Below are 13,514 nucleotides of genomic sequence, written 5' to 3' on the forward strand. Positions count from 1 at the left end.
AGTGTGTTTCCGCGGCGTTACAATCAGGTGATCGGGAATATTGGTTAGCGAAGGCTTTTGCGCACCGGTTTCGAGCCTGTCGGTGAAACAGGTCACACCCAGCCGGAAAGCTCGCGCCGCGCCAGCGCTTCGATGACCGCCATGCCCTCGGCGCTGTCGTTGAGGCAGGGGATGTGCGCAAAATTCTCGCCGCCGGCGTGATGGAAGGTTTCGGCCGCCTCGCGGCCGATCTCGTCCAGCGTCTCGATGCAGTCGACGGAGAAGCCGGGATTGACGATGGCGATCGATTTCACGCCGTCCTTGGCCAGTTTCTCGACGGTGACGTCGGTGTAAGGCTGCAGCCATTCCTGCGCGCCGAAACGCGACTGGAAGGTGGCGATGAGCTTCTTCTCGTCCCAGCCGAGCCTTGCCCGCAGCAGCCGCGTGGTCTCCAGGCAATGCGCCCCGTAGGGATCGCCCTTGTCGGAATAGGGCTTGGGGATGCCGTGATAGGAGGCGATCACCACCTCCGGCACGAAGTCGAGGGTCGCCAGATGCTGCTCGATCGAACGCGCAAGCGCGTCGATATAGACCGGTTCGTCATAATAGGGCGGCACGCTGCGGATCGCCGGCGCGCGCCTGATCTTCATCAGCGCGCGGAACAGCTGGTCGTTCGCGGTCGCCGTCGTCGTCGCCGAATATTGCGGATAGAGCGGAAAGCTGAGGATGCGGTCGCAGCCCTGGTCGACCAGCTTCTGAGTGACGCTTGCCGTCGAGGGATTGCCGTAGCGCATCGCCCAGTCGACCACCACATCGGGCAGATCGGTAAGTGCGGCGGCCAGCTTCTGACCTTGAGCGCGGGTGAAAGTGCGCAGCGGCGATTCGTTCATCTCCCGGTTCCAGATACGGGCGTAGTTGGCGCCGGATTTTTTCGGCCGGGTCGTCAGCACCAGTCCATACAGGATCGGATACCAGATCGCCTTGTTGAGCTCGATGACGCGCGGGTCGGAGAGGAATTCGCGCAGGTAGCGCCACATCGGCCGGAAGTCTGTGCCGTCGGGCGTGCCGAGATTGACCAGCAGGACGCCGATCTTGCCCGGCCTGACCGGCGCGGCATGCGCCGGCGGCAGGCCGACGGCCTTTGCGGCTTTGGCATCGGTGGGGTCGGCAACGGTCATCAACAATCTCCGGTAGCGCCGCGGAACCTAGCGATGCCCTGCCGGTTTTCAATGCTGCGTCTGGCCGCACCTTATCGCGTCAGGACCTCAAAAAGGAACACCCGCCCGGTTGCCCGGACGGGTGCGACCAGTCCCGGCCCGAGCGTTACTTCGCGGCAGGCGGAATGGTCAGCGTCGCGCCGAGCGGCAGGCGCCGCGGCTTAAAGTCCTTGTTGGCTTCGGAGATGAGCTTCCACTTGGTGGCGTCGCCATAGGCTTTCTTGGCCAGGTCCCAATAGGTATCGCCGGCGGCAACGGTGTGGCTGGTCTCGGCCGGTTTCGCTTCGGCCTGCGTTGCCTGCGCCGGCTTGGCCGGCTCGGCTGCGGGAGCAGGCGTTGCCGGGGCGGTCTCGGCGGGCTTTGCCGGTTCCGCGGCCGGCGCCGCGGGCGCGCTCTCTGCCGGCTTCGCGGTCTCGGTGGGCGCGGCCGGAGCGGTTTCAGTAGAAACCGCCGGCGGCGTGCCGGCAATGTCGCTGGAACCGGAAGGCGGAGCGGGAATGGCGGGCTCGCCGCTTGCCGGCGACGTCTCGGCTGGTTTTGCTGCCCCGTTCGCAGGCGCCTGGGTGGCGGGGGCGGTCTCGGCAGGCTTCGCCGGTTCCGCAGGCTTGGCCGGCTCGGCCGCCGCCGTCGTTGCGGCAATCTCGGTGATGCGGCCGTCGAGCTTGGGCGTATAGGGACGGTGGGCGCCGAGATAGTCGGCCACCACCTGCTCCAGGCCTGGGCCGTAGTCATAGGCGTCGGTCGCCTTGTCGGCGAAAACCTTGTAGCCGTCGCCGCCCTGGCGGACGTAGTTGTTGGTGGCAACGAGGTACTGCTTGTCCGGGCTGATCGGCGTCCAGGCGCCGTTCTCCATCACCTCGACCGATTTGACGCGGCCGGCATTGGGCGCGACGGATCTGTCGAAGGAATATTTGATGCCGGCAACCTGCGGGAAGCGGCCGGCGCCGTCCTCGATCTGGCTGAGGCCGTTTTCAAGGCCCGCAACCAGGTCCTTGCCCGAGATCTTGAAAGTGGCCAGCGTGTTCTGGAAGGGCAGCACGGTCAGCACCTCGCCCATAGTCACCGTGCCCTGGTCGATCGAGGCGCGCAGGCCGCCGCTGTTCGAGATGACGATTTCGACGCCTTGGCCCTTGGTGCGCTCGAGAATGGCGTCGGAGACGAGATTGCCCATCTCGCATTCGCGCGCGCGGCAATTCTCGCGGCTGCCGTCGATGGCCTTGGTGGTCTCGGCCACCTCCTTGTTCTTCAGCGCCTCGATTGGCGCGCCGAGCTCCTTGATGCGGGCAACAACGGCGGGATCGGGGGTGATCGACTTGTCGAGATAGATCGGCGCGCCGCTCGCCTCCTTGACGACGCCGTTGTCGTCGAACACGACCTTGAACTCGCCGAGATATTTCGAATAGGACGCCGCCTGCACCACCGGCACCTTGTAACCGTCGGGGTTGTCGACCATCGTCGGGTACGGTCCCTCGGCCTTCGGATCGGTGTTCGACAGAAGGGTGTGGCTGTGGCCGCCGACCACCACGTCGACACCCGGGATTTTCGCTATGACGTCGCGCTCGCGCCTGTAGCCGATATGGGTGACCGCGATGATCTTGTTGATGCCTTGTGCCTTGAGCTTCTCGACCTCGGCCGTGATCGACTTGACATCGTCGGCGATGGCGATGTTCGGGCCGGGCGAGGCGAGTTCCGGCGTGTCGTTGGTGACGGCGCCGACGATGCCGATCTTCTGGCCACCGACCTCGACGACGATCGAAGGCTTGATCTTGTCCTTGGCGCCGGACTTGTCATTGGGCACGACATTGGCGCTGACGATCGGGAATTTCGCCTTGTCGAGATAGGGAACCAGCGCGGTCTCGCCGTCGTCGAACTCGTGGTTGCCGAGCGTTACCGCGTCGGGCTTGATCTGATTGAGGAATTCCTCTTCCGCCGCACCCTTGTAGGTGATGTAGAACAGCGATCCCTGGAAGCTGTCGCCGGCATTGAGCAGCAGCACGTTCTGGCCTTCGAGCTTCTTGCGCTCCTCAGCGATCGCCGTGATCAGCCGGCCGGCGCCGCCGATGCATTCGCCCTTGGTCTCTTCATCGGCGGAGCAGGTCGACTCGTATTTGTTGTTGCCTTCGATGCGGCTGTGCCAATCGTTGAAATGCAGGATGTTCAGCGTGTAGTCGGCAAAGGACACGCCGGCCGACAGGCCAAGCGTCGAAGCGGAAAGGGCTAGGATGGCGGCAATCTTCTTCATCTTCGTCTCCCGGATAAGCATACTTCGACGGTGCTTAACGCCTTCGCTTGACTGGAAAATAACAGTCAGCCTCGAGTCATGTTCACATCGGGTCCCGGCCGATGCAAGCACAATTCGGGAAGATGTTTGCCGGCACAAAAAAAGGGACGGCGGCTCGCGCCGCCGTCCTTTCAAAGAGCCCTAAACTAGCCGGATCGTTCAGCTGCGCCGCATGAATACGAAATTCTTGCCGGCGGCATCAGTGCAGTTGAGCTGATTGATGGAGATCAGCAGGCAGTTGGTGTGGATCGGCGTCTGGCGAACCAGCGAGGTGCCCGTGATCTCGAGCGACGTTCCGCCGGTCATAGTGTAAGTGCCTTCGGCAAACTTCTCGCCGGTTTCAGCCGCCACGGTCGTGAACTTTCCGCCATTGAACGTAGAGACGGCCTTGCCGGTGCCGTCGATCCACGATCCCTCGACCCCTTTTGGCGCGGCCCCCATCGAAGGCTGGTCGGAAGGGCCGGTGGTGGTGCAGGCGGCGGCCGCCAGAAGGCTTGCCGCAGCGCCCGCCGAAAGCAGTTTGCGCGCAATAGTCATATGTTGGTCCTCTCCTCGGTCCGCATCTTCTCAATCGCCCGATTTCCGGGCGATTGCAAGGTGTAGGCGGCGGTAGGCCTGACCGCTATCGGACCAGAATGTTGCGGAACTGCCACGGGTCGTCCTTGTCCAGGTCCTCGGGGAAGAGACCCGGCCGGTTATCCAGCGGCGTCCAGTCGGTGTAGTAGCCCCTGACCGGCCCGAGATAGGGAAGTTGCACTTCGAGGCAGCGCCGGTAGTCCATCTCGTCGGCCTCGACGATGCCGGCGGTCGGGTTCTCCAGCGCCCAGACCATGCCGGCGAGCACAGCCGAGGTCACCTGCAGGCCGGTTGCGTTCTGGTAGGGGGCGAGCTTACGCGCCTCGGCCAGCGACAGCTGCGAGCCGTACCAGTAGGCGTTCTTGTCGTGGCCGTAGAGCAGCACGCCGAGCTCGTCGACGCCGTCGACCAATTCATTCTCGTCGAGCACGTGGTGGACGGGCTGCGGCTTGCCGGCGGCGCCGAACATCTCGTCCAGCGACAGCATAGCGTCGTTGCAGGGATGGTAGGCGTAGTGGCAGGTCGGGCGATATTGGACCTTGCCCTTCTTCGAGCGCACGGTGAAGAAGTCGGCGATCGAGATCGACTCGTTGTGCGTCACCAACAGGCCGTATTGCGGGCCGGGCGTCGGGCACCAACTGCGCACGCGCGTGTTGGCGCCGGGCTGTTCCAGATAGATTGCCGCCTTGGAGCCGTGCTTGTGCTTCTTGCCGTTCTTCGGCATCCAGTTTTCATGCGTGCCCCAGCCGAGCTCGGCCGGTTGCAGGCCCTCCGAGATAAAACCTTCGACCGACCAGGTATTCCAGAACACGTTCATCGGCTTCGGCTTCTTCGTGCGCTGGGTGTCGCGCTCGGCGATATGGATGCCCTTGACGCCGGCCTTCTTCATAAGCCTGGCCCAGGCCTCGCGGTCTTCCTGCGCGGGCTCCGAAAACTCGAGACCAAGATCGGTGGCGAGGTTGACCAGCGCCTTCTTGACGAACCACGAGACCATGCCGGGATTGGCGCCGCACGTGGAGACCGCCGTCGGGCCGCCCGGCTTGTCTTGCTTTTCCTTGATCATCGCCTCGCGCAGCGCATAGTTGCTGCGGCTGGCATTGTCGGCCTCGGCGTCGAAATAGAAGCCGAGCCAAGGTTCGACGACGGTGTCGATGTAGAGCACGCCGAGCTTGCGGCACAATTTCATCAGGTCCACCGAGCCGGTGTCGACCGACAGGTTGACGCAAAAGCCCTGGCCGCCGCCATTGGTCAGAAGCGGCGTGAGCAGCTTCTTGTAATTCTTCTCGGTCACCGCGTCCTGCATGAAGGCGATGCCGCGCTCGTCGAGCAGCTTGCGGTCGGTGTCGCGCGGGTCGATGACCGTCATGCGCGACTTGTCGAACTTGAAATGGCGCTCGATCAGCGGCAGCGTTCCCCGCCCGATCGAGCCGAAGCCGATCATCACGACAGGGCCGGTGATTTCACCGTAAACGGGCCAGTTTTCGTTCGCCATTTTTTCGCACACTCCTTCAAACACGCGCAAAGCCGGGCCTTTTGCCCGACGGCCAAGCGCTACAACCACAGATCATTGTCATAAACCAGCGAAAAGCACCAACCGCCGGCCAGGCCCGGCTGGCACCTTGGTTAAGGCGTGCAGGCCATGCCGCTTAGGAATTCGACCAGCCGGTCGCGGTCCGCGGTCAGGCCCTTGTAGTCGAGTTGTTGCTGGTCGAGAGCCAGGAGCTGCCCCGCGAAGGAGACGGCCAGGGCTGCCCGGTCAGGATGGCGAATGAGCAGCTTGAGCGGATCGAGATGGATGCGGATGGTGAAGAGGATGTCGTGCGACCGGGGAAGCTTGCGCAGCGTCTGGCGTTCGACGCGGATGAAGGCATGGGCTTTGACGTTGCCGTCGGAGAAGCGGCTCGGGCGGTTTGTGGCGCGGTCGGTGCGCTCGATATTGGAGAGCGGATGATAGAGCGCATCGCCGGCCTGGATCGACCAGTTGAAGCGCTCGACCGCCTGGCCCTGCAGGCCGTCGAACATGCGGTTGATGAGCTCGGCCGGCCGCGTGCCGGGTCCGAATCCAGGCACCGGTTTGTGAATCTCCTGCAGTGGCTTGCCGAATTTTTCCTGCAGCGACCAAGACGAAGGGAAGCAGAGCGAGCCGGCGGCGAGCCGCCAGCCGTGCTCGCCGCGGCGCATCAGGATCAGATCTTCCTGGACGAGCAGCGAAGCCTTGGCCAGCGGCGCCTCGCGCAGGGCAGGAGGCAGCCTGTCGCTTGCCGTCTCGAAACCGATCGGCTCGACAACCTCTCCGTTGCGACGATACGTGCCGGGATGCGCGGCTTCGAGATGCGCGACGAGCAGGTCCAGCACATCGCGCTGAGCCTCGCTTGTGCCGTCTTCCTCGACAAAGACCTTTTCCGGGATTTCCGCATAGAGCCGTTGCTTCTCGGCCAGATGCGGCAGCAGCAATTCATCGACCTCGATCCAGCGGTCGAAGTCGAGCGGCTTCAGCCCGATAGTGAAGAGTTTCGAGGACCCGTCATAGGGCGTGTGGGTCAGCTGGCGGATGGTCATGCCTGTTTGGGTGCTATCCAGTTTATGTCTCCGGCGCGGTCAGCCAAGCTGCGCCGGAATCAGCCCGCGCAGCGAGTTACCGACGAAGATCGCCTTCGCCGCCTTCAGATCGTCGAAGCTGTAGATCGCTTCCACGGCGCGGCCTTCGTCCAGAAGCGCGCCGCGCAATATTCCAGGCAAAAGGCCGCAGTCGAGGCGAGGCGTGGCAAGCGGGCCGTCGCCGAAGTCGGCGAAGAGATTGGTGATCGTGCCCTCGCAGAGCTCGCCGCGCTCGTTGGCCAAAAGCACCTCGTCGGCGCGGGTGGCGAGATATTCGGCGCGCGCCTGTACGTAGACCTGGCGCAGGCTTGTCTTGTGGCGCAGCAGCGTGTTGGCCGAATCGATCCGTATTCGCGCCAGCTGCAGCCGCCAGACCTTGTCGGTGGGCAGCGGTTCATAGACTTGAGCCGCGGCCGTCGCTTCGCCATTGCGCTGCAGGGCGAGGCGCACGCGCAAGGCAACTCCCTGTCCGCCGACGGTATTCGAAAGCACCTCACCGATCCGCGCCGGATCGCAGGTGAAGCCGAGTTCGGCGGCGGACGCATAAAGCCTCGCAAGGTGGCGCTCGAAGCGCAGGAAGCCTGTGGCCGGCTCCCAGCGCATGGTCTCGATCAGCTCGAAGCCGGCACCGTTCCTGTCGCGAAGCGGGCTTTCAACAGGCACTCCCGATACTCCTCTTCGGCGGTGGAATCGAAGACGACGCCGCCGCCGACATTGTAGACGGCCTCGCCGTCGGCAAAGAGCGAGATGGTGCGGATCGCCACCGAAAAACGCATCCTGCCACCGGGCGCAATCCAGCCGATGGCGCCGCAATAGACGTCTCGCGGCGCATCTTCCAGCTCATGCAGGATTTCCATGGCACGGATTTTCGGCGCGCCGGTGATCGAGCCGCAAGGGAAGAGCGCGGCGAAGATTTGGCGGATGCCGATACCGGGCAAAAGCCTTGCCCGCACGTGGCTGACCATCTGGTGCACCGTCGGATAGGTCTCGATACGGAACAGTTCCGGCACGTCGAGCGTGCCGACTTGGCTGATCAGCGAGATGTCATTGCGCAAAAGGTCGACGATCATCCGGTTCTCGGCCTGGTTCTTCTCGTCGTTGCGCAGGAAGGCCTTCAGCCGGGCATCTTCGGCCTTGGTCGCGCCGCGCGGCGCGGTGCCTTTCATCGGGTGGGTTTCGATCATGCTGTCGGCATCGATCTCGAAGAACAGTTCGGGCGAGCGCGACAGGACGATCGGATCGCCGAGCGAGACCAGCGTACCGTATTTCACCGGCTGGCGTTCGGTGAGCGCGTCGAAGGCCGCAAGCGGATCGCCTGACCACTGCGCACGGACCGGGAAGGTGAGGTTGCCCTGATAGCAATCGCCCTTGCGGATGTGGTTGTGAAGGCGCGCGAAGCGGCTTGCATAGTCGTCGGCGGACCAGGCTGCGCGGGCATCGAAGATCGGGCCGTTGCTGGCTGACGCCTGCATCCGCGGCACCGCCTGGTCGACAGGCGCATCGAATACGCCGAGGCAAACCAACGGCGCGCGGCGGCCATCGGGCAGCAGCGGCACCAGTTTCGGCTCGAGCAGGTAACCTGCTTCGTAGGAGAAATAGCCCGCCAGCCATTTGCCGGAGTCGGAGGCGGCCTGGGCCCTTTCAAGCGCAGGCCCGAACTCTTCAGCCTCGTGCGCGACGATGATCTCATCCGGCCGATCGAAGACCAGCTGACGAGCGGTCGCGTCGTTGCGGAAAATGGCTGCGGGCAGGGACATGAGCCTCGGATGCGGACAATTCAGCCGACCGCTCTATATGGGGGTTCGGCGTGGCGCAATCGAGGGAACGGCGTCGAACGGCGCAAAGGCGTCCCGTTGGCGCGGAAGCTTCGGTAGCTGATCCTGCAGGGATGGCGGAAACGCCCGAACTTCGTCATCCACGGGCGGAGCGGACGCGAAAGCGGACGCGTAGACCCGAGGATCCATTCCGTGATCTTAATCGTAGGGTGCTGCGGAGCAGAATTCTGCAGCGTGGCAACGCCTCGACTTCACGGAATGGATCCTATGGTCTGCGCTGCGTCGCTTCGCTCCTCGCTACGCCATAGGATAACGAAGTGGCGGGTGTCTCTGGCCAATGGACGGCGTTTGCGACGCCGGCTAGATGTTCAGGTGTTATTTGCGGTTCCGGCCGTCGGGAACTGCCTGGCAAACTCCGCTTCGTCGCCGGCGGCCAGCAATTTTGCCTGCTCGATCCACTTTTCACGCGCGATGCGGCCGTCGAAATTGAGAACCTCCTCGATGCGTTTGACGTCGGCGGCGGTCCAGGCGGCGATCTGGGCGTAGGTGGTGACGCCCTGGCCTTTGAGCAGCCTTTCATTGACCGGCCCGATGCCGATGAGGCGGCGCAGATTGTCTGCCTTGCCGGACGCGGCCTGCGGCGCTGCCGCCTTCTTTGCCGCGGGCGCTGCCGCCTTCTTCGGCGCGGCGGCTTTGGCCGCCGGCTTCGGTGCCGCTGCAGTCTTCGTTGCGGTCGGCTTCTTTGCAGCGGCGGGCTTTGCGGGCCCGGCCTTTGCCGCCGCCGATGTCGTCGGCATCAGCGCCGACGGCGCCGGCGTGGCGGCCTTGTCGGCGCCGGCCTTGGCGGAAGGCGTATCGCGTAGCCGGCTTTCGAGATCGGCGCGGGCACGGCCGCTGGCGTCGAGCTCGCCCTTCAACCGATCGCTGTCGGCGCGCAGCCTGTCGCGCTCGCTCCGCGTGCGGTCGAGATCGCCACGCAGGCTGTCGAGCTCGCCGCGCAAGCGGCCCCAGATGAACCAGCCGACCAGGATACCCACAACGAACGCCAGGAGCATGTAGAAGAAAGTGCTCATTTCCCTCTCCAGTCCGATCTGTCGGCCGAGGCCCGGAAAGGCGAGCTCACGCCAGGATCGTCAAAGGTTCCGTGATCGGCGCAATCGCCGGCTTCAATCGAGCCATCGGCGTTTGGCCTTGTCCGAAGCCGACGGCCGTCATCGCATTCGCCGTAGCGGCGCGACCAGCCATCTCTGGCCTGCGCGATGCGTCCGGCTGAGCTTGAGGCCGGACGCTATCATATGGCTTGTCGAAAGCCAGTTGAAAAATGCGCCGGAGAGTTATTCAAGAACAGCTATTTAGGGCAAGAATAGATCTTGCTAATATGCGTTCCGGCTAAACTACTACGGTCGATGCCTGCGCCGTTGCTGTCGTCAATTGTCGAGCGCTTCCAACTCGTCGATCAGCGAACCGATCACGCCAAGGCCGATCTGCCAGAAAGCGGGATCGGTGGCGTCGAGGCCGAAGTGCGCCAGAAGCTCCGAATGATGCTTCGTGCCGCCGGCGCGCAGCATCTCGAAATACTTCTCCTGAAATCCGCGCTCGGCATTCTGGTAGACGGCGTAGAGCGAATTCACCAGGCAATCGCCGAAGGCATAGGCATAGACGTAGAAAGGCGAGTGGATGAAGTGCGGGATGTAGGTCCAGAAGACCTCGTAGCCCTCGCGCAGCTTGATCGCCGGCCCCAGGCTCTCGGCCTGCACCTCCAGCCAGAATTCGCCGAGCCTGTCTGAGGTCAGCTCGCCGTTCTTGCGCTCGGCATGCACCTTGCGCTCGAACTCGTAGAAGGCGATCTGGCGCACGACCGTGTTGATCATGTCCTCGACCTTCTGGGCGAGCATGGCCTTGCGCTCGCGGCGGTCAGCGGTCTGCTCGAGCAGCGAACGGAAGGTCAGCATCTCCCCGAAGACGGAGGCGGTCTCGGCCAGCGTCAGCGGCGTCGAGGCCATCAGCGCGCCCTGGCCGGCGGCCAGCACCTGGTGCACGCCATGGCCGAGCTCATGCGCCAGCGTCATCACATCGCGCGGCTTGCCCATGTAGTTCAGCAGCACATAAGGATGCGCCGACGGCACCGTCGGATGGGCGAAGGCGCCGGGCGACTTGCCCGGCCGCACCGGCGCGTCGATCCATCTGCGATCGAAAAAGCCGCGGGCGATCTCGGCCATGTCGGGCGAGAAGCGCTGATAGGCGGAAAGCACCGTGTCCCTGGCGTCGTCCCAGCGGATCACCGCCTGCGGCGTCTCCGGCAGCGGCGCGTTACGGTCCCAATGGTTCATCACCTCCATGCCGAGCCAGCGCGCCTTCATCGCGTAATAGCGATGCGACAGCCGCGGATAGGCTTCGCGCACGGCCGCGGCCAGCGCGTCGACGACGTCGCGCTCGACGCGGTTGGCGAGGTGGCGCGAGTCGGCGATGTCCTGGAATCCACGCCAGCGGTCGGAGATTTCCTTGTCCTTGGCTAAGGTATTGGTGATGAGGGTGAATGTGCGCAGGTTCTTGCGGAAGGTCGCCGCGAGCGCCTCGGAGGCACGGCGGCGCACCTCGCCATTGGCATCCTGCAGTCGGTTCAGCGCCGGCTCAAGCGTCAGCTCCTCGCCGTCGACGTCGAAGCGCAGGTCGGTCATCGTCTCGTCGAACAGGCGGTTCCAGGCGCCCCGCCCAGTGACCGACTTTTCGTGGAACAACTGCTCGATGCGATCCTCGAGCTGGTAGGGCTTGTCCTTCCTGAGGTCGAGCACCCAAGGCCGGTAGTGGCCGAAGTCCTTGTCGGCGGCCAAGGCGTTCTCGATCGCCGCATCGTCGATCAGGTTCAGCTCGAGCGCGAAGAACAAGAGATGGGCGCTGGCGTCCGTCATCTTTTCCTGGACATCGCCATAGAGCTTGGCGCGCTGCGGATCGGCGGTGTTGCCGGCATAAACGAGCCCGGCATAGGAGACGATGCGGCCGATCAGTTCCTCGAGCGCCTCATAGGTTTTCAGCGCCTCGCCGAGCCGGCCGGCGCCGCCGCGCCCGGCCTCGGTGGCCAAAGTGCCCTTCCAGCGGGCTTCGAAGGCAATGGCGTCGCTGGCCGCCTTGGCGATGTCGCGCTTCAACTCGGGCGCTTCCATGCCCGAATAGAGATCGGCGAGATTCCACTCCGGCAAGTCGCCAAGCTCCGCCGCGCCCTGGCCCGACGCTGGGGCCGCAAGCCGCCGACCAAACATCATGCGCATCGACAATACCTTCTTTGAACCAAGGCCAGAATCAAAGGGAAAGGAGAAGCCGGTCAAATCCTAAGGAATTCGTTCACCGGGTTTTTTGAAACCTTATTTAGAACCCTGTGCCAAGATGATCCATGGGATTTTCTCGGGCGGACAACTCAAACAGTCATGACAGGTTCCATACTCATAGTCGATGACGATCCGGTGCAGCGCAGGCTGGTCGAGGCCGCATTGACCAAGTTCGGCCACACCGCGATCGTCACGGATAGCGGCGCCGCCGGCCTCGACGTGCTCGATGGGCCAAACGCGCGCGAAGTCTCCGTCGTCATTCTTGATCTCGTCATGCCCGGTCTCGACGGCATCGGCGTGCTAAAGGCGATGCGCGAGCGTGCCATCAACATTCCCGTCATCGTGCAGACCGCTCAGGGCGGCATCGAAACCGTCGTCTCGGCGATGCGGCACGGCGCCTTCGACTTCGTCGTCAAGCCGGCGTCGCCCGACAGGCTGCAGACCGCGATCTCCAACGCCCTCAAGGTGGAAGCCGTCGAGGACGAGATGAAGCGTGCGTCGCGGCGGCGCAGCGGCGGCCACCTCACCTTCAAGGACATGATCACGCGCAGCCCGGCAATGGACCGCGTGATACGCCTCGGGCAGAAGGCGGCGGCCTCCAACATCCCGATCCTGATCGAGGGCGAATCCGGCGTCGGCAAGGAGCTGGTGGCGCGCGCCATCCAGGGCAGCGGCGATCGTCGCTCGAAGCCCTTCGTCACCGTCAATTGCGGCGCTATCCCCGACAATTTGGTCGAATCGATCCTGTTCGGCCATGAGAAGGGCTCCTTCACCGGCGCAACGGACAAGCACATCGGCAAGTTCGTCGAGGCGAATTCCGGCACGCTGTTCCTCGACGAGATCGGCGACCTGCCGCTCGACGTCCAGGTCAAGCTTTTGCGTGCCGTGCAGGAAGGCGAGGTCGATCCGGTCGGCGGCCGCTCGACCGTCAAGGTCGATATAAGGCTGATCTCGGCCACGCACCGCAACCTTCTGCAGCAGGTCAAGGACGGCAGGTTCCGCGAGGACCTGTTCTACCGGCTGAACGTCTACCCGATCTTCGTGCCGCCGCTGCGCGACCGCCGCGACGACATTCCCTACCTGGTCCGGCATTTCATGGAAAAGGTCGCTCCGACCGATCCGCGCCGCCGCCTTGCCGGCATATCGGCCACGGCGCTTGCGATGCTCCAGGCCTATGACTGGCCGGGCAACATCCGCCAGCTGGAGAATGCGGTCTTCCGGGCGTCGGTGCTTGCCGAGGGCGACGTGCTGACCGAGGAGGAATTCCCGCAGATCCGGGCGCAGGTGGAAGGAACCGTGAATCTCGGAGCGGAACCGCCATCTGCCATCGCCGATACGGTTGCGGACGCGACTCGGCAAGGGGATGAGACTGTCGCAGATGCAATGGGAGCCGGCTTGCCTGATGGCGAGGCGTCAGCCAGGCCGCAGCCGCGTTTCGGAACGCTCCGTGCGCTCGATGAGCGCGGCAATGTGCGGGCGCTGGCCGACGTCGAGCTCGAGATGATCAAGCTTGCGATCGACCATTACAACGGCCAGATGAGCGAAGTCGCCCGGCGATTGGGCATCGGCCGCTCGACACTCTACCGCAAGTTGAAGGAATATGGCATTGATCCCGAAGCTGGTCGCGTCGACCGGCTTGCCTCATGAGGGGCAAGCCTCGAACCAGCTTGCCTGCCTAAAATCCGAATCAAATTGTCGCTTTTGACCTGAAAACGCTTGGTTTTCAGCGGTTGGCGTTGCCGAGGATCACGCATTAACGCTAACG

General features: G+C 63.9%; 10 protein-coding genes. 1 reads left to right on the forward strand and 9 read right to left on the reverse strand.

Features of this window, described 5'->3' with window-relative positions:
- Positions 1-92: 92 nt before the first annotated feature.
- The 9 genes from hemH to LB529_RS08835 form a co-directional block, all read right to left on the reverse strand.
- Positions 93-1,157, reverse strand: coding sequence for a ferrochelatase (gene hemH, locus LB529_RS08795; protein WP_224710844.1), 1,065 nt, complete (start codon positions 1,155-1,157; stop codon positions 93-95).
- Positions 1,158-1,302: 145 nt separating this feature from the next.
- Positions 1,303-3,438: a bifunctional metallophosphatase/5'-nucleotidase gene (locus LB529_RS08800; protein ID WP_224710845.1), complete on the reverse strand. Its 2,136-nt coding sequence runs from the start codon at positions 3,436-3,438 to the stop codon at positions 1,303-1,305.
- Positions 3,439-3,636: 198 nt separating this feature from the next.
- Complete coding sequence (locus LB529_RS08805; protein WP_128256069.1) at positions 3,637-4,014, reverse strand: hypothetical protein; 378 nt, start codon at positions 4,012-4,014, stop codon at positions 3,637-3,639.
- An 85-nt stretch (positions 4,015-4,099) separates the two neighbouring features.
- Positions 4,100-5,545, reverse strand: a complete 1,446-nt coding sequence (locus LB529_RS08810) for a homospermidine synthase (protein WP_224603386.1) — start codon at positions 5,543-5,545, stop codon at positions 4,100-4,102.
- 131 nt (positions 5,546-5,676) lie between these two features.
- Complete coding sequence (locus LB529_RS08815) at positions 5,677-6,612, reverse strand: heme-dependent oxidative N-demethylase family protein (RefSeq protein WP_224710846.1); 936 nt, start codon at positions 6,610-6,612, stop codon at positions 5,677-5,679.
- A 39-nt stretch (positions 6,613-6,651) separates the two neighbouring features.
- Entirely contained in the window at positions 6,652-7,314 is a 663-nt protein-coding gene (locus LB529_RS08820; protein ID WP_224710847.1) for an aminotransferase class IV family protein, read from the reverse strand.
- Positions 7,263-8,408, reverse strand: a complete 1,146-nt coding sequence (locus LB529_RS08825; RefSeq protein WP_224710848.1) for an aminodeoxychorismate synthase component I — start codon at positions 8,406-8,408, stop codon at positions 7,263-7,265. The genes LB529_RS08820 and LB529_RS08825 overlap by 52 nt, the downstream gene beginning before the upstream one ends.
- Positions 8,409-8,794: 386 nt before the next feature.
- Positions 8,795-9,499: a proton-conducting membrane transporter gene (locus tag LB529_RS08830; protein ID WP_224710849.1), complete on the reverse strand. Its 705-nt coding sequence runs from the start codon at positions 9,497-9,499 to the stop codon at positions 8,795-8,797.
- Positions 9,500-9,853: 354 nt separating this feature from the next.
- Positions 9,854-11,692 (reverse strand): M3 family oligoendopeptidase, encoded by a 1,839-nt coding sequence (locus LB529_RS08835; RefSeq protein ID WP_224710850.1) that lies wholly within the window; start codon positions 11,690-11,692, stop codon positions 9,854-9,856.
- Between the two features lie 156 nt (positions 11,693-11,848).
- Here LB529_RS08835 and LB529_RS08840 point away from each other — a divergent pair, with 156 nt between their 5' ends.
- Positions 11,849-13,396 (forward strand): sigma-54-dependent transcriptional regulator, encoded by a 1,548-nt coding sequence (locus LB529_RS08840; RefSeq protein WP_224710851.1) that lies wholly within the window; start codon positions 11,849-11,851, stop codon positions 13,394-13,396.
- Positions 13,397-13,514 lie beyond the last annotated feature (118 nt).

It is taken from the genome of Mesorhizobium sp. CA5 (genome assembly GCF_020165105.1).
Lineage (GTDB): Bacteria > Pseudomonadota > Alphaproteobacteria > Rhizobiales > Rhizobiaceae > Mesorhizobium.